The organism is Hyalangium minutum (genome assembly GCF_000737315.1).
In the GTDB taxonomy this organism is placed as follows: domain Bacteria; phylum Myxococcota; class Myxococcia; order Myxococcales; family Myxococcaceae; genus Hyalangium; species Hyalangium minutum.
Window position 1 is genome coordinate 35,916 of the sequence record NZ_JMCB01000032.1, and the last position, 17,460, is coordinate 53,375.

General features: G+C 68.3%; 12 protein-coding genes. 9 read left to right on the forward strand and 3 right to left on the reverse strand.

Translation table 11 applies throughout. From position 1 onward, the window contains the following. The first annotated feature begins 19 nt into the window (after window positions 1–19). Window positions 20–289, forward strand: coding sequence for a 30S ribosomal protein S15 (gene rpsO / locus DB31_RS43105; protein ID WP_044199532.1), 270 nt, complete (start codon window positions 20–22; stop codon window positions 287–289). Window positions 290–652: 363 nt separating this feature from the next. Further along, window positions 653–2,821 carry a polyribonucleotide nucleotidyltransferase gene (pnp, locus tag DB31_RS43110; RefSeq protein ID WP_044199535.1) on the forward strand — a complete coding sequence of 723 codons (2,169 nt, stop codon included), beginning with the start codon at window positions 653–655 and terminating at the stop codon, window positions 2,819–2,821. Between the two features lie 9 nt (window positions 2,822–2,830). Here the strand turns inward: pnp and DB31_RS43115 are convergent, their stop codons facing one another. The 3 genes from DB31_RS43115 to DB31_RS43125 all read right to left on the reverse strand — a co-directional run bounded on the left by DB31_RS43115 (window position 2,831) and on the right by DB31_RS43125 (window position 9,370). Then, window positions 2,831–6,835: a serine/threonine-protein kinase gene (locus tag DB31_RS43115; protein ID WP_083969233.1), complete on the reverse strand. Its 4,005-nt coding sequence runs from the start codon at window positions 6,833–6,835 to the stop codon at window positions 2,831–2,833. 103 nt (window positions 6,836–6,938) lie between these two features. Continuing rightward, window positions 6,939–7,694 (reverse strand): hypothetical protein, encoded by a 756-nt coding sequence (locus DB31_RS43120; RefSeq protein ID WP_157232488.1) that lies wholly within the window; start codon window positions 7,692–7,694, stop codon window positions 6,939–6,941. A gap of 296 nt (window positions 7,695–7,990) precedes the next feature. Next, window positions 7,991–9,370: a serine/threonine-protein kinase gene (locus tag DB31_RS43125; protein WP_044199541.1), complete on the reverse strand. Its 1,380-nt coding sequence runs from the start codon at window positions 9,368–9,370 to the stop codon at window positions 7,991–7,993. Window positions 9,371–9,579: 209 nt separating this feature from the next. On the opposite strand from DB31_RS43125, the gene DB31_RS43130 reads away from it, so the two are divergent. The 7 genes from DB31_RS43130 (at window position 9,580) to purB (ending at window position 17,455) form a co-directional block, all read left to right on the forward strand. Beyond that, entirely contained in the window at window positions 9,580–10,377 is a 798-nt protein-coding gene (locus tag DB31_RS43130; protein ID WP_044199544.1) for a hypothetical protein, read from the forward strand. 9 nt (window positions 10,378–10,386) lie between these two features. Beyond that, on the forward strand, window positions 10,387–11,397 hold the full coding sequence (locus DB31_RS43135; protein WP_240487269.1) for a M23 family metallopeptidase: 1,011 nt from the start codon (window positions 10,387–10,389) through the stop codon (window positions 11,395–11,397). Window positions 11,398–11,607: 210 nt separating this feature from the next. After that, window positions 11,608–12,426 carry a mechanosensitive ion channel family protein gene (locus tag DB31_RS43140; protein ID WP_044199547.1) on the forward strand — a complete coding sequence of 273 codons (819 nt, stop codon included), beginning with the start codon at window positions 11,608–11,610 and terminating at the stop codon, window positions 12,424–12,426. Window positions 12,427–12,481: 55 nt separating this feature from the next. Next, entirely contained in the window at window positions 12,482–12,940 is a 459-nt protein-coding gene (gene dut / locus DB31_RS43145; RefSeq protein WP_044199549.1) for a dUTP diphosphatase, read from the forward strand. A 92-nt stretch (window positions 12,941–13,032) separates the two neighbouring features. Beyond that, window positions 13,033–15,207, forward strand: a complete 2,175-nt coding sequence (locus DB31_RS43150) for an SUMF1/EgtB/PvdO family nonheme iron enzyme (RefSeq protein ID WP_044199551.1) — start codon at window positions 13,033–13,035, stop codon at window positions 15,205–15,207. Continuing rightward, window positions 15,204–16,145 carry an ABC transporter substrate-binding protein gene (locus DB31_RS43155; RefSeq protein ID WP_083969234.1) on the forward strand — a complete coding sequence of 314 codons (942 nt, stop codon included), beginning with the start codon at window positions 15,204–15,206 and terminating at the stop codon, window positions 16,143–16,145. The genes DB31_RS43150 and DB31_RS43155 overlap by 4 nt, the downstream gene beginning before the upstream one ends. Further along, window positions 16,142–17,455 carry an adenylosuccinate lyase gene (gene purB, locus DB31_RS43160; protein ID WP_044199555.1) on the forward strand — a complete coding sequence of 438 codons (1,314 nt, stop codon included), beginning with the start codon at window positions 16,142–16,144 and terminating at the stop codon, window positions 17,453–17,455. Before DB31_RS43155 ends, purB begins: the two co-directional genes overlap by 4 nt. The last annotated feature ends 5 nt before the right edge of the window (window positions 17,456–17,460 follow it).

Below are 17,460 nucleotides of genomic sequence, written 5' to 3' on the forward strand. Positions count from 1 at the left end.
ATGTCGAAGAAAGAGAACCATGTCGCTTCATCAGGAACGCAAATCAGAGCTCGTGACGAAGTTCCGGACCCACGAGTCGGACACGGGGTCCCCCGAGGTGCAGGTGGCGCTGCTGTCTGAGCGCATCAACATGCTCACCGAGCACTTCAAGACCCACAAGAAGGACCACCACTCGCGGCGGGGCCTCCTGAAGCTGGTCGGTCAGCGCCGCCGTCTCCTGGACTACCTCAAGTCCAAGGACACGGCCCGCTACCGCAAGCTCATCGAGGGCCTCGGCATCCGCAAGTAGGCTCGGCCGTTCCCGGGGCGCTGGTAACACCAGCGCCCCTGTTGTTTGTTGGTTCAGTTGTCGAAAGAGGAGGGGCGAGGAAAGAGCAAAGGCGAGGTACTGGCGGAAGTTTTGGTTTCCGTTCCCAGGGGCCGACAGCGGTCGGCCCCCGAGATCAGGGATCAAAATTCCGCGGATCCCTCTCCGGCGCTCCCAGGCGCCCCGTTGTGAAGTCCAACGAGCAGTCAGACCGCGGTTGCCCGATTCCGCCTGTCCCAGGCCCGGCGACCGCTCATCACCCGAGGCCCTCCGGGGCACGAACCCAGTCTCAATGGCGAGGCGGGACGTGCACGGCGGAGATCTTCGGGAAGCAAAGGCAAGGACATGCTGAAGAAGAGCGTCAAGATTGGTGACAGTGAGCTGAGCATCGAGGTCGGCCGTATGGCCAAGCAGGCCGATGGCGCGGTGGTGGTGCGCTATGGCGACACGATGCTGCTCGTCACGGCCGTGAGCGCGCGAGAGAAGAAGGACGTCGACTTCCTCCCGCTGACGGTGGAGTACCAGGAGAAGCTGTACTCGGCGGGCCGCATCCCCGGCAGCTACTTCAAGCGCGAGGGCCGCCTCACCGAGAAGGAGACCCTGGCGAGCCGTCTGGTGGACCGCTCCTGCCGTCCGCTGTTCCCCGAGGGCTACGCGTACGAGACGCAGGTCATCGCGGGCGTCATCTCCGCGGACCCGGAGAACGAGGGCGACATCCACGGAATCACCGGCGCCTCCGCGGCGCTGTGGGTCTCGGACATCCCGTTCAACGGCCCCATCGCGGGCATCCGCGTCGGCCGCGTGGATGGGAAGTTCGTGGCCAACCCCACGCACAAGCAGCGTGAGCAGAGCGACATCGACCTGGTCATGGCGGTGAGCCGCGAGGCCATCGTCATGGTGGAAGGTGGCGCGGAGGAGGTCAGCGAGGCGGACATGGTGGCCGCGCTCGAGTTCGGCAAGCAGGCCGTGCAGCCCGCGCTGGACATCCAGGACGAGCTGCGCCGCGAGCTGAACAAGCAGGTGCGCTCCTACGAGAAGGCTCCCACCGTGGACGAGGGCCTCAAGGCCAAGGTTCGCGAGCTGGCCTGGGACGGCATCGTCAAGGGCTACACCATCAAGGAGAAGGGCGCTCGCTACGAGACGCTCGGCAAGGCCAAGAAGGAGGCCATTGCCAAGCTCAAGGAGCAGCTGGGCGACGCCTACACCCCGCTGGTCGAGAAGCACGCCAAGGCGGTGGTGGAGGATCTGAAGTACGAGCACATGCGCCAGATCACCGTGGACGGCGGCCGTATCGGCAACCGTGGCCACGCCGAGGTCCGGGCCATCACCTGCGAGGTGGGCGTGCTCCCGCGCACCCACGGCAGCGCGCTCTTCACGCGCGGCGAGACGCAGGCGCTCGTGGTCACCACGCTGGGCACCAGCGAGGATGAGCAGCGGCTGGAGCTGCTCAGCGGCCAGGCCTTCAAGCGGTTCATGCTGCACTACAACTTCCCGCCGTTCAGCGTGAACGAGACCAAGCCCCTGCGCGGCCCCGGCCGCCGCGAGGTCGGTCACGGCGCTCTGGCCGAGCGTGCGCTGCGCAACATGGCGCCCAAGAGCGAGAGCTTCCCGTACACCGTCCGCGTGGTGTCGGACATCCTCGAGTCCAACGGCTCTTCGTCCATGGCCTCGGTGTGCGGTGGCACGCTGGCGCTGATGGACGCGGGCGTGCCCATCAAGGCGCCGGTGGCCGGCATCGCCATGGGCCTGGTGAAGGAGGGCGAGAAGGTCGCCATCCTCTCGGACATCCTCGGTGACGAGGACCACCTGGGCGACATGGACTTCAAGGTCTGTGGCACCAGCAAGGGCATCACGTCCATCCAGATGGACATCAAGATCACCGGGCTGACCACGGAGATCATGAGCCGCGCGCTGGAGCAGGCGCGTCAGGGCCGCATCCACATCCTGGGCGAGATGCTCAAGGCCATGCCGGAGGCGCGCAAGGAGATCAGCCAGTACGCTCCTCGCATCACCACCATCCAGATCCGTCCCGAGTACATCAAGAACGTCATCGGGCCGGGCGGCAAGGTCATCAAGGACATCATCGCGCGCACGGGCGCCTCGATTAACATCGAGGACTCGGGCCGGGTGGACATCGCCAGCGCCAACGGGGACTCGGTGAAGGCCGCCATCGCCATGATTCAGGCGCTCACGCGCGAGGCGGAGATCGGGAAGATCTACACGGGCACCGTGCGGAAGATCGCCGAGTTCGGCGCCTTCGTGGAGCTGTTCCCGGGCACCGACGGCCTCATCCACATCTCCGAGCTGTCCGACAAGCGCGTGAAGAGCGTGTCGGACGTGCTGAAGGAGGGCGATGAGGTGCTGGTGAAGGTCGTCAGCATCGACAAGACGGGCAAGATCCGCCTGTCTCGCAAGGAGGCCATGGCCGAGCGCGCCGCCGCTCAGCAGCAGGCCGCCACGCCTCCCGGCGACGCCGCCGCGCCCGCGCCCACGCAGCCGGACGCGAAGGCCTAATCAGGCACCTCAGTGTGGGCCGGGGGGAGGCAGCTCCTCCCGGCTCTCGCGGGCCTCACTCCCGAGTGCCTGCTCCAAGCTGTGCCGCAGCCGTGAGCGCATGATGTTGGGCATTTGCTCCGCGCGGACCAGCGCCTCTTGCAGCAGCCGGATGGCCTCCTGGCGCTCGCCGCGCCGGAGCCGGGCCAGGGCCTGCACCTCCAGCACCTCCAGCGGCTCTTGCTCCACGGAGTACGCGTTCGAGCGCTCTTGGAGCTCACGCCACTCTTCGGGGCTCGCAGGCCGGGCGCTGAGCTCCACCAACGAGAAGAGGACGGTCTCGGGAGGGCTGAACTTCTCCTCCTTGCGCTCCGCCATCACCTGGCGGATGGCGTCCAGCACCTGGCGCGCCTGCTCTTCCTTGCCTTCGTACGCCAGCACCCGCGCGTGCAGCAGCCGCCCCCAGGGCCTTGGCGCCACCTCGGGGTGCTTCTGCTCCAGCTCCACCGCCCGTGCCACGTGAGGCGCCGCCGCCTGCGTGTCTCCCGCCTGGAAGTACAGCTCTCCCAAGTTGATCTCCGCGAAGTACTCCCAGCCCGTCATCCCCAACTCGCGCCCCAACTGCTTGAACTGCTCCTGGTCCTCCACGGCTCGCCGCAGGTTGTTGCGCGCCACCCAGAGGTTGCGGCGGTTGTTGATGGCGCTGCCCAGGTGCAGCCGGTCCCCACGCGCGGCGGAGATGGTGATGCTCTCTTCCAGCACGCGCTCGGCCTCGTCGATGCGGCCCAGGTTGGGGAGGATGTGCCCCAGCAGGAGCAGGCAGACGACATGCGACTCGTAGCCCGCATCCCCCAGGTTTCGGGCCAGGGTCGCCGCCGACATCAGCACTTCCCGAGCCTTCTCCCACTGGCCACGGCGCAGTTGGCTCCGGCCCAGCCCCATCATCAGCCGCATCTGCAACAAGGGCGTGTCCAGCAGTGCGAAGGTGGCGACCTCCATGGCCTCGATGACGCGCTCCTCGGAGCGCGCGTAGTCGTTGCTCCAGTCGAGCGCCGTGGCCTCGTCCAGCAGCACCTCCACCTCCTCGGCCGCGTTGCCGAGCTGGTTCGCCATCCGCCGGGCGTGGGCCAGATCCTCCAGCGAGTCCTCATAGCGGCCCACCCGGTAGCGCATCAGCCCTCGGCCTCGGAGCGAGGTGAGGCAGCGCGGATCCTCGGTCTCTGGCAGAAGCTCCAGGATTCGGCTGTAGGTGGCCTCCGCCTCCAGGTAGGCATGGCGGTTGCGGGCCGCCTCGGCCAGATCAATGTAGAGGGCCGCGGCCTCCGAGAGCAGGCCCGCGGAGGCCGCGTGGAAGGCGAGCCGGGGCAGCAGCCGCTGCTCCACGGCACTGGCCTTCATATAGAAGAGGTGCGCGGCATGGTGGAGGCGCCAGCGCTGCTGCTCGGACAGTGAGCGCGCCACCTCCTGGCGGATGAGCTCGTTGCGGAAGCGCAGCCCCTCGTCAGGCTGCTCCACCAACAGCCCCAGTTCCACCAGGCGGCGGCTGGCATGGCGCGCATCCAGCGGGAAGTCAGCCGCTCCGTCCTCGCGCTCCAGGGCGCTCACCACGCCCTCCACCTCGTCGAGGGTGAAGTCTCCGCCGAGCAGTGCGCACAGGCGGGCGTGGGCAATCAACTCCGTGGGCAGAGCGCTGAGCTCGTGCTGAACGAGCCACTCGACCAGCCGGAGCTCCGGCATCCGCTCCAGCTCGTCCGTGGCCAGGAGCCAGCTCCCCCCGGGGCGCTGGCGCACCAGGCCTTGGCGCTTGAGGCCGCGCGCCAGCTCGACGATGAAGAGGGGGGTGCACTGGGCGCGCTCGGCCAGCTTCTCCAGGGCCTCGGAGGGGACGTTCTGCGCGGGGAAGAGCCCGGTGCGGAACAGCTCCATTGCGTCCGGTAGAGGCAGCGGCCCGAGCTTCAAGATGAAGTGGCGCGCCGCGCGCGAGGCCCACTGGGGCCGGGTGCGCTCGAAGCCGGAGCGGGCCAGCACGCAGACCCAGAGGGCGCTCTTGGACTCGGCGCGCGTCGCGTACTCGAGCGCATCCAGGGCCACGTCTTCCGCGAAGTGGGCATCATCCAGCAGCAGCAGCAGGGGCCGGGTCCGGGCGGAGGCGGCCAGCAGCTCGCCCGTGGCGCGCACCGCCAGCGAGTGCAGTGCGCCTGGGGCGGCCGCCAGGCTTCGCAGCTCGGTGGAGGAGCCCCATCCCAGGTAGAAGGCCACCGCGGGCCATATCTCGTGGGCCAGGTTTTCCCCCAGTAACTCCACGCAGCGCGCGCGGCTCGTGGTCTCGCCTTCCTTCGATTGGGAGGACTCGCCCAGCGCCTCGCGGAGCAGCAGACGCAGGGGACCTTCCTGGTCGCCATGGACGGGCTCCCGGGCGCGCAGCGAGACCACCCGGGCCTCGGGCAGTTGCTCCTTCAGGAGCTGGACCAGGGCAGTGGCGAGGTGGCTCTTGCCATGCCCCCGTTCTCCGAGCACCGAGGTGAGCGCGGGCGCCCGCTCCTCCACCGTCGCGCGAGCGCCGCGCACCAGCTCCGCTAGCTCCCCCTGCCGGCCCACCAGGACGCCATGGCCCAGGTGCACCACGCTGCTGTCTTCACGGGCCGCGGAGCGGATCTGCCGGAAGAGGCCCTGGCGCCCAGGGACGGGCATGCAGGAGAGGTTAGGCAGCCCCTCCATCGCCGCGGTGGTCAGCAGCAGTGTGGGCGGGCCTTCCTCGGTGGGGTAGCGATCCGCCCGGGAGAGCAGCGGTGTCATGTAGCGCGGAGGGCCCTGGGGACGCCGCTGCACCCTCACCATGCCGACGTCCAGCAGGGCGGTGGCGGCCAGGCCCTCGGTGGAGAGGCGCTCGGCGCACAGGCGCGCGCGCTGGAGCGGGTTCGGCTCGGACTCCGGGTCGAACACGGCGGCGAAGCGCGTCCCCTCGCGGAACGCGAGCTGCCCACCCCCCTGGGTCAGCGCCTTCTGGACAGCGAGGGGGTTGGCACCGGAGCGCAAGAAGAGCAGGGCCACCGAGCGGTTCTGCGACGAGGACGCGAGCGGTGCCGGAGTCGTGGGGGAAGCCGGTTTCCCGTGGGAGTGCTCGAGCGCCTGCCGAAGGGCCACTGCCAGAGCCCGGGCCGAGGTGTAGCGGCGGGAGCGCTCCTTGGCGAGGCAGCACAGCACCACCTCCTCCAGCGCCGCGGGCACGGTGGCCAGCTCCGAGGGACGCGGCGGCCGGCGGGAGATGTGGGACTGGAGAACATCTGCCGCCGGGCCGAAGAAGGGAGGCCGGCCCGTGAGCAGCTCGTAGAGGATGACGCCGGCGGAGTACACATCCGTCCGCTCGTCCAGATCCAGCCGTCCCGCGCACTGCTCGGGGGCCATGTACTCGGCGGTGCCCGCGTGGGCGAGCGCCGAGGCCGTGTGGGCCTCGGGCGTGTCGGAGAACGGCTTTCTCGCCAGGCCGAAGTCGAAGAACCCCACGGTCCTCCTCGCCTGATCCAGGAAGATGTTCTCCGGCTTGAGATCACAGTGGATGAAGCCGCGGCGATGCACGGTGTCGAGCGCCTCGGCCAACGCCAGCCCCCAGCGTCTCATCTCGGACGCCGGGTCGCGCGGCTGCGTCAAGTGCTCGGCCAGCAGCGGGTGCGCAATAAACTGCATGACGATGTAGGCGGTGCCATCGCTCAGCCAGCCCGGCTCATACACCTCTGGCACGGTCGGTGGGCCAATGGTTCGCAGCGCCTCGAACTCCAGACCTGGCTCGTTTCCGCCTGAGATGTGCGCTTGGTGAAAGACCTTGATGGCGACTCGCAGGCCATCGCGCTGCCGCCGCGCGGCCAGCACCGTGCCGAAGCCTCCCCGGGAGATCGTGTACTCCAGCTCATAGTCGGCGATCTCCACCGCGGGCAGCGGAGGCCGGGAGGCGGTGAGCTCTCGGGCGGGAGAGGCCCCCTGAAGACAAAACAGGTGGCCCCCCTGCCAGCGCTGCCCGCATGTCAGGCAGCGCGGCATGGTGTTCTCCCCAATGCCAGACAGGACCCACGTACGGCAGGCTGCCGGATGTTCCCCCCCCGCATCGTCATGGGGGGCATCATACCTCACACGCCGGGTGACTTCATGGGCAGGGCCCACAATCCATGCAGCTGTCCGGAGTGAACCCCGTGCCACAGGACTCGCTGATCTGGCAGACGCCATCCCCACAGACATTGATGTCCGAGAGCTGGATCCGCGTGGTGATCGCCGGGTAGGCCTTCCCGTTGTAGCTGCACGTCACGTAATAGTTGTTCTGGAGGTCCGGCTTGCAGATCTCCGAGCAGGGGTCGACCTGATGGATGGGGGGGCACTTGTCCCCGGTGCCCGGCGTCTTCAGGCCGCAGGCCCTCACGCTGCTCTTGTCGGTGGACAGGCGGGCGTCACTGCCCGCGTAGACGCCCTCGCCATTGAAGATGTTGCCGAAGAAGCAGGCCTCTCGCTGGGCGAAGGTGGTGAACTCATGCGTTCCCACGGGGATCGGCGTCCCCAGGGCATCCCTCCCCTGGATCGAGATGTCCACCGCGCGGCCGTATTTGTTGGTGTACGCCGCCATGCAGGCCGTGATGAGCTGCTGCTCGAGCTCGGTGGCGGGCAGGCCGCTGGCCCAGCCCGGGGTCAGACCCCACTTTCCATTCCAGACGTATTGGATGCCCGTGGTGGGGTTGGTCCACGTGCGGCTGCTCCCATCCGAGATGCCACAGTCCACCACGTAGTGCATGACCATATTCGCCAGGGAGACATCCTGGTTGAACCAGGTGATGAACGCGCTCGTATTCATCGCGTTGGTGATCAATCCCGAGGTGCTCAAGCCGTTGGTAGCCATTCCATTGGTAGCCATTCCATTGGTAGCCATTCCATTGGTGGCCATTCCAGTTTTGCTTGGAGAATTGAGCAAGTCGCTCTTGCTGCCGAGCACCGGTGAGGCGGTGTCTGGCAACTCCTGCGCTGAGCCCTCTTCTTCCCAGGCGGGCTCTCCGCAGCCTCCTGCCAAAAAGCCGAGCAGCACCGCTGCCGGCAGGGTGGAACATACACTTCGGCCGTACCGCGAACCGCGGTTCATCCAACGATCTGGTGTCATCTGACCCCCCAGTACTGCCATGACTCTGCTTACGCAGAGGTGCTACTGCAGTCTGCTCAACCAGAGCAGGTGCGTCGTGCGTCGTGCGTCAGAGAGAAGCCGCTGGCATCCCTGAGAACCCAGCCAGCGGTGTCCGCCAAGGGACCGCCGGTGATCTCAATGCCATCCGCGTCTCCATGCGCCTCGACCTGTCCCACGTGAACACAGACATGAACATTCACACGCGATTCGGCTACCCGTGTCTGTGCATGTTGATGAAGCTCTCGCGCTACGGCCAACAGCGCGGACGGCTCCACCTCGGGGGATTCATCGAGCAGACGAACTCCCAGCAACGTCATCCCCGTCTGCTCGGCGAGGATGAAGCCCGTGTCGCGCAGCTCCTGCTCCAGCGCGTCGAGCACGTCACTCACGGTGCTGTAGGCCGCATCGTCCTCGGCTCCTTCGGAGATGACGGCCTCCGCATGAAGGACGAAGGCGCGGGCGCTCCGGCTGCCCGTGGGATTCTGGATGGCAGCCCCGGGAGCCACCGCGTCGCGGAGCGCGGCGATCAGGGCGGTGACCGTCTGGAAGCGCCGGCTCGCTTCCTTTTCCAGGCACCGCAGCACCACCGCATCCACCGCGGGGGACACGGGGACGAGGGCGCTGGGCCGGGGAGGAGGAACTTCCAGGTGCATGCGCTCCACCTCCAGCCGATTCTCCGACTGGAAGGGGTAGTGGCCCGTCAGCATCCGGTACAGCAGCACCCCGAGCGCGTAGATGTCTGTATAGGGACCAATGGTGCCTCCGCGGATCTGCTCGGGTGACATCGCATGGGTGGTGCCCAGCCGCTGGCCATCCGTCGTCAGGCCGGGCTGCCCGGGCTCGGGGTGGATGATCTTCGCGATGCCGAAGTCGAGCAGCTTCACCTGCGGCGGCTCTCCATCGGAGACCACCGCCACGTTGCTCGCCTTGAGATCCCGGTGCACCACGCCTTTCTCGTGGGCCGCCTCCAGCGCGGCGCAGACGGGCTCCAGGAACTCCAACGCGCGGGCCGGGGTGAAGCGGCCTCGCTCCAGCAGCAGGTGAGTGAGGGTCCGCGCCGGCAGCAGCTCCATCACGTAGTAAGGACTGCCATCCGGCAGAACGCCAAAGTCGTGAATGTCAACGATGTTCGGGTGGCGGATCTTGTTGATGACCTGCGCCTCACGCACGAAGCGCTGCAACATCTCGCCCTTGTCCGTGAGATGGGAGTGCAGCACCTTCACCGCTGCGCGCCGCCCGAGGATGCGATGCTCCGCCTCGAACACGGCGCCATGGCCCCCGAGGCCCACCACTGACCGCAGTACGTACTCGCCGGCCAGAGAGCCAGGGCCTAACTTCCACGCAGAGCGCGCCTCTCGTGAGAGGAGCGCCGTTGCACCGAGTGGGGGCGAGTCAGTGCCAGGCGTGTCTTGCATGGCTTACATTTTACGGTCCCGTGACACGGCCCCTGCATTACCCAGGGGACGGGGGAAAGCGTCATCAACTTAACAGAACTGCCAAGGAGTTCTCCAGGGGGCTTGGTTTTTTCACGGGGCGTGCGGCTTGGTGTCGGGCAGGAGACAGGGAAAGATCGGGGAAGGGGCCTGTGCGTTGCAATCCGAGCCCTCCCTGAAGTGGAGCTTCCTTGTCCCTGCGCCCGCTGACGCCTCCCGCCTCGCCGTCCGGCCCTCTCTCGGGGGTGTCGCGCTTCATCGGCGGCTTCCGCTGGGCCTTCATGCCCCTGGGGCTGTTGGCCCTCATCGCCGTGGGGGTCCACGCCGCCGCGGACACGCTGGACGAGCGGCTGCTGTCGCTGGTGGACATGCTGGACGCCGCGTTTGACCGGCTCGTGGGCTCCGCCACCTTCACCGAGGGGTTGGTGGACCTCATCTCGCTGGAGGAGCGCACCCAGATTGCCCGGGGCCTGGCCCTGGCGTGGGAGTTGGCCGTGGATCTGGTGCTGGCCCTGCCGGCGCTCGGCTACCGCGAGTCGAAGCACACCGAGGAGGAGCCCTGGAGGAAGTACCTCGCACAGGACACGCGTCCCACCTGGCGTCAGCTCTTCGCGCGCTTCTGGGAGAAGCCCACCACGCTGCGCTGGACGCGGCCGCTCGCCACGGCGGGCGTCGTCGTCGCGGGAGCGTGCGCGGTGGCCCGGCTCGTCCAGGGCACGGTGTATCTGTCCTGGCGCGGGCTGCTGGGGGAGGGCGCGGCGGACGCGGCGGCAAGAGGCCTGGCGCTCGGGGCGCTGGTGGGCATTCTCGCGACGCTCGGGTGGCGCGCGGTGCTGCGAAACCTGCAGCACGCGGACACCGTCTCCGAGGAGAACATTCGCGGCCGGTGGAAGGCCTTCTCGTATGGGCTCGTGGGCTCGGCGCTGGCGGTGCCCCTGGCACTCGCCGCGGCGCTGGATGCGTCTCCTGTCCTCTCCTTCTGGCGGTGAGGTGGCCTCGTGTTCTCTCGTAACGCACGCGGCCTGCTCGACTTCCTGATGGCCTCGCTGTGCCTCTGGACGGCGTACCACCACACGCCCGCGGGTGCGCTGGTGCGGCGGGCCTCGGCCTGGGCCTTCAACACCCGGAGCACCGCCCGCCCCTTGCTGGCCTACTACGACGGGGTGAGCAGCACTGGCGTCACCACCTCCGCGCTCGTTCCCGAGGTACCCCTGGTGCGGCCCATCTCCGAGGCGGGCGCGCTGGCCTATGGGACGCACCTCGCGCTGAAGGGCCTGCAGCCGAAGGCGCAGAAGCCCGCTCTGGCGCTGGCCGCCGAGCTGGGCCTGTCCTCCGAGGCGCTGCTGGATGCTGCGAAGGGCCCCGTCACCGCGCGCAAGCTCCTGGAGACGCTGGAGGGAGAGTTCCCGAGCGAGGAGGCTCGCCTCACCGCCGTGTTCGCCGGACGCATCCCCGCGCGCTATGCGCTGGAGCGCGTCTCGGCGGAGGGGGGCTCGCCCACGCTGGAGCAGTTGGCGCGGCAGCTCCCTCCCGGATTCGAGGACGCGCAGGTGGCCGCGAACCAGGCGCTCGCGCTCACCACCGCGTTCGGGCTGGCGTGGCCCGTGCCGGAGAACACGCGTGTCGCCAGTCCCTTCGGCTACCGGGTCCACCCCACGTTGGGCTACCGCAAGCTGCACACGGGCGTTGACCTGAGCGTGCCCCAGGGCACTCAGGTGCACGTGGTGGATGACGGTGTGGTGCGCCGCGCGAGCGAGGATTCCGTGAACGGCCGGGTGCTCATCATCGACCACGGCCGGGGCGTGTCGACGGCCTACTGCCACAACTCGGAGTTGCTCGTGAAGGTGGGGCAGCGCGTGAAGCGGGGCGAGCTCATCGCGCATTCGGGCAACACGGGCCGCTCTACTGGGCCCCACCTCCACTATCAGCTCGAGCTGGCCTCGCAGCCCGTGGATCCGCTGCGCTTCCGCAGGGGCTCGCTCCCCGTGGCTGCCGGCTCGCGCCCTTGAGCACGGGGCGCGTTTCATGAGGCCGTGGGAGGGGACGCTGACATGTCAGTCCCTGGCGCTGACATGTCAGTCCCTGGCGCTGACATGTCAGCTGCGCCCCCCTTGCCAGGAGAGCAGGGCGGCAGGCTGGGGGCACCGCGTTTGCTAATCCCCCGGAAGCACCGCTAGAACTGTCGGCCACTTCACTGTCACTCGCAGAGAACCCCCGTCATGGAAGATCTCGTCAAGCAGTTCCAGTCCCTCGCGCTGACCGAGGCGTTGCCCTTCTTTCTCAAAATGGGCGGCGCTTTCATCCTGTGGTTCGTAGGACGTGCGATTATCAGCGGCTTCCGGCGCGTGCTGTCCCTGACGCTGCAAAAGCGCAAGCTGGACGCGACGCTGATCCGCTACGTCGAATCCCTCTTCTCCGGCATCTTCACCATTCTCCTGCTGCTCGCTTTGCTGGGGCTGATCGGCATCGAGACCACCTCGTTCGCCGCGCTGCTGGCCGCGGCGGGCATCGCCATCGGCTCGGCGTGGGCCGGGCTGCTGGGCAACTTCGCTGCGGGCATCTTCTTGCTCGTCCTCCGCCCCTTCCAGGTGGGCGATGAGATCAACGCAGCCGACGTCAGCGGTGTCGTGCACGAGATCGGCCTGTTCGTCACCGCCATCGACACGCAGGACAACCTGCGCATCTTCGTCGGCAACGGTCAGCTCTTTGGCGGCAACATCACCAACTTCAGCCACCACCCCCACCGCCGACTCACCATCAAGGTGCCGGTCATCCACGGCAGCGACATCGCGTCCGTCAAGCGCGCCCTGGCCGAGCATGTCGCGAAGGCCCCGGACGTGCTGGCCGAGCCGGCCGTCTCCATCGAGATCGCGGAGTTCGCGCTGGCCGGGCCCGTGCTCGCGGTCCAGGCCTGGTGCCGTCCCCAGCACGCCAACGCGGTGCAGGACGCCATGGGCCACGCCATCCAGGATGCCATGGTCTCGGCCGGGTACGCCGTTCCATTGAACTCGAACTGGATCCTTCCCAAGGCGGGTTGATCCTCGACAGCATCTCTGCTGACGGACCCTGGCGCCCGTGTTACTCCCGGGCGCCATGTCCGCTCGCTTGACCCTCCAGGTCCTCCGCGTTCGTCCCAACCATCCCGATCCTCTGCCGCTCCCCCAGTACGAGACGGCCCTGGCCGCGGGCATGGACTTGAGGGCGGATATCGATGGCGAGCGGACGCTTCAGCCCCTGGAGCGCATGGCCGTCCCCACCGGGCTCGCCCTGGCGTTACCTCCCGGTTACGAAGCACAGGTGCGCCCCCGCTCCGGGCTGGCGCTCAAGCACGGCGTCACCATGCTCAACTCGCCGGGTACCATCGATGCAGACTACCGGGGAGAGGTCCATGCCATCCTGGTGAACCTCTCCCAGGAGCCCTTCACCCTTCGTCGAGGCGACCGAGTCGCCCAGCTCGTGGTGGCTCCTGTCACGACAGCGGAGCTACAGGAGGTCTCCGTCCTGGACACCACCCCCCGGGGGGAGGGTGGGTTCGGATCCACCGGCCGATGATGGTTCGTTCCTTGCTGGTCTGGGAGGGGGCAGGATAAGAGGGAGTGGGCCAGCAGCACCCGGCCCCTGGAAGGACCTGGAGCCCATCCCTCGTGCTCTGCTACCGCTGCGGCAGCCACGTCCCTGATTCGAGCGATACCTGTCCCACCTGCGGTCAGAAGTACGACGCGGCGGCCAGGCAGGCTGCGAGTCCGTCCGCGCGCCGGAGGGGGAGCATCGAGGGCGCGCCCTACAAGCCCGGGGACGTCATTCACTCGCGCTTCTCCATCCTCGAGATGATGGGCGCAGGGCCCGTGGGCTACGTCTTCCGGGCGATGGATCAGCAGCATGACGTGGAGGTCGCCCTCAAGGCGATCAACCCCCGGCTGCTCCAGGAGCCCGAGGAGCGCACCCAGTTCTCCCTGGTCCTCAAGGTCGGCAAGAAGCTCAGCCACCCCTACCTGTCGCGCGTCTACGAGGAGGGCTTCGACGGGGACCGGCCCTTCTTCACCTCCCAGCTCATCGAGGGGATGACGCTGCGGCGGATGATGGAGATGCGGGTGGCCAAGGGCCAGCCCTTCACGCTGCGCGAGGTGGAGCCGCTGCTCGGCCAGATCGCCGATGCGCTCGATGGCGCCCACCGCTACGGGCCACACTCGGACCTCAAGCCCGAGAACATCATCGTCCTGCCGGACGTGCTCAAGGTGACCGACTACGGGCTCTCCCTGGGCATTCCCCGGCCTCCCTTCGTCCAGGCTCAGAAGGGCTACCGCGCCGAGGCCTACATCGCTCCCGAGTACGTGTCGGGCAGCGAGATCGACGCGCACATGGACATCTACTCGCTCGCGGTCATCGTGGGCGAGATGCTCACCGGGCTCATGCCGGACGCGGATGGCATCCCCGAGGTTCTGATGAAGAACCCGGACCTCCCGCCTGCCTTCGAAGCCCTCTACCGGCGCGCGCTCAACGCCAACCCGCTGGCCCGCCCGAAGTCCGCGGGCGAGTTCGCCGCCGAGTTCTCCTCTATCGTCGCCAAGGGCCCGGGCGGCTCGAACAGGATCTCCCGGCACGCACAGCCCCTGGGCAGCTCGGCATTGACGCACGCGGCTCGCAGCGCCGAGAAGCCGCCGCCGCCCGTCCCCACGGATCAGCTTCCCATCGCCAGCGTGTCGCCACCGGTGCCCAAGGCTCCTTCGAAGGAGGAGCCCCCCGTCGACGCCACCCAGCCGATGGACGCGGACATGCTGGCCCAGATCATGGCCGCGTCCCCCGCCGTCGCGAAGGCCGTGACCGCGCAGCGCCCTGTCATCAAGCCTTCCGGGGGAAACACGGGGCCGGTGGGCCGGGCCTCGGCTGCGTCCACGCCCTCTCTTCATGCTCAGGGCATCGAGGACCAGCCCACGGATCCGGCCCAGGCCGTGACAGCGCTTCGTCCGCCCCCGCGCGCTCAGCCGCCCGCTCCCCGTCAGCCCGTGAAGCGTGTGGAGAAGCGGCCCATGTCCGCCGTGTGGCTCGTGCTGCTGACGCTGGCGGGGCTGGCGATTGGCTCGGGTGTGGGCTACCTGGTGCTCAAGCACCTGCGCTCGCAGCAAGCGGAAGATGGCTCGGGCACCGTGACGGCTCCCACGCCCCCGTCCGAGCCGCGCGAGGCCCTGCCGCCTCCCGCGGAGCCCGAGGTGCACGACCCCATGGCCCCCGCGGGCAAGTGCCCCCCCGGCATGAAGCTGGTGAGCGGAGGGGCCTTCAAGCGGGGCGTGGCGCAGGATGACCCGGACAAGATGTTCGACGAGCGCCCGCTGGAGAACGTGCAGGTGCCCTCGTTCTGCATCGACGAGTACGAGTTCCCCAACAAGCCAGGGGGGCTGCCCACCGTCGGCGTGAACTGGGATGAGGCGAAGCAGTCCTGCGCGAGCGTGGGCAAGCGGCTCTGCACGGAGGACCAGTGGGAGAAGGCATGCAAGGGCCCAGGCAATGCGCGCTTTCCCTATGGGAACGAGTTCGACGCGAACGTGTGCAACACCGACGACGCGCAGGGCCGCGATCGAGAACTGGCCGAGGGCGGGCGCTTCCCGCAGTGCCGCTCGGCCTACGCCGTGGCGGACCTCTCCGGGAACGTGGCCGAGTGGACGGCCTCGGACTTTGGGGACAGCCTCTCGAGCAAGACCCAGAAGGGTGGGGCGTACGACCGGTCCGTCCATGCCGTGCGCTGCTCGGCGCGGATGAAGGGAGTCCCCACGGAGCGCAAGCCCACCGTGGGCTTCCGCTGCTGCGCGGACGTCCTGCAATGAGGAACGTTGGGCTCGCATTGCTGCTCGCGCTGTTGCTGCCAGGACTGGCCAGCGCTCAGGGCCGCCGCAAGGTGGTGGCCGTGAAGTCCGCCTTGCTGGCGCCCTATGCCTCCGTGGTGGCCGGCTTCCGTGCCGAGGCCGATGCCGACGTGCAGGAGGTGATGCTCGACGAGAGCTCCTCCGCCGCTGCCCGGCTCTTCAAGACGCTGGCGATGCAGAAACCGGCCCTGGTGTTGGCCATCGGGCCGCTGGCCGCCAACGCGGCGCGCCGCTCCCTGGGCGAGGACATCCCCGTCCTCTTCGTCATGGTGCCCTACTTCGAGAAGTACGGCCTGGAGGGCCCCAACGTCACCGGCATCTCGCTCACGAGCGACTACACCCCGGAGCTCGGCGCGCTCAAGGCCCTGTCTCCCAAGGTGAAGCGGGTGGGCATGCTCCATGATCCGCGCTTCTCCGCGAGGCAGGTGCAGACGGCGCAGGAGGCCGCCAGCGGACTGGGGCTCACCATCGTCCCACTGGAGGTGGAGGCTCAGGCCCGCGTGGAGAAGGTGCTGGGCGCGGCCGCCGGCAAGGTGGACGCCCTGTTGATGGTGGCCGACAAGACGGTGGGCAACGCCGCCGTCGTCCAGGCGCTCATCGCCTTTGCCTCCGAGCAGAAGCTCCCCCTGGTGGCGCTCACCTCCAGCCAGGTGAAGGAGGGCGCCACGCTCGCCCTGGCCCCGAGCCCCACCGCCATCGGCCAGCAGGCGGGGCGGCTGGCCAACCGCATCATCCATGAGAAGGTGAACCCGGGCGCGATGGCGGTGGCGCAGCCCGAGAGCATGGACCTGGCGATCAGCCTCACCGCTACCCGCAAGTTGAGCTCCTCCTGCGACGCCGCGATGGAACTGCTCCGCTACGCGGCGAAGCGGGACTTTCCCGTGAAGGTCCACGAGTGATTCCTCGATACAGCCGACAGGAGATGGCCTCCCTCTGGTCCGATGTTGCCCGCTACCGCCGTTGGCGCGACGTGGAGCTTGCCGCGCTGGAGGGCATGGTGGAGGTGGGGCTGGCCCCCAAGGAGGCGCTGGAGGACTGCCGCGCCAAGGCCGGAGACTTCACCCCCGAGGACGCCGCTCGCATCGAGGAGATCGAGCGCACCACGAAGCATGACGTGATTGCGTTCCTCACCTTCATGGAGGAGCGCGTCGGCCCGAACGCGCGCTGGCTGCACCTGGGGATGACGTCCTCGGATGTGCTGGACACCTCGCTGGGGCTCACGCTGCGCGACGCGCTGGACCTCATCCTCAAGGGGCTGGCCCGGGTGATGGCGGCGGTGGAGAAGCGCGCCTTCGAGCACAAGAACACGGTGATGATGGGGCGCAGCCACGGCATCCACGCCGAGCCCATCACCTTCGGCCACAAGCTGGCCATCTGGTACGACGAGCTGAGCCGCGGCCGCGCCCGCCTCGAGCGCGCCCGGGAGACCATCGCCGTCGGGAAGATCTCCGGCGCGGTGGGCACGTTCGCGCACCTGCCGCCCTCGGTGGAGGAGCACGCGTGCCGCAAGCTCGGGCTGCACCCGGCTCCAGCTTCCAGCCAGATCGTCCAGAGAGACAGGCACGCGGAGTACTTCGGGGCGCTGGCCCTGCTGGGCGCCAGCATCGAGAAGTTCGCGGTGGAGATCCGCCACCTGCAGCGCACCGAGGTGCGCGAGGCGGAGGAGCCCTTCACCCCGGGCCAGAAGGGCTCGAGCGCCATGCCGCACAAGCGCAACCCCATCCTCTCGGAGAACCTCACGGGGCTGGCGCGGCTGCTGCGCGGCTACGCCGTGAGCGCCCTGGAGGACGTGGCGCTGTGGCACGAGCGGGACATCTCGCACTCGTCCGTGGAGCGCGTCATCGGTCCGGACGCCACCATCGTCATGGACTTCATGCTGCACCGCTTCGCTGGGCTCATGGAGAACCTGCGCGTCTATCCCGAGCAGATGGCGAAGAACCTGGAGCTGCTCGGCGGCGTGGTGAACTCGCAGCGCATCCTGCTGGAGCTGGCGCGCAAGGGCATGGACCGGCAGGCCGCCTACGTCATCGTCCAGCGCAACGCGATGAAGATGTACGAGGAAGGCGTCAGCTTCCGCGAGTCGCTGCTGAAGGACGCCGACCTGCTGAAGATGATGACGCCCGAGGAGATCAACGACTGCTTCTCCACCGGCTACCACACGCGTCACGTGGACGACATCTTCCGCCGGGTGTTTGGCCGCGGCGGGTAGCGCCC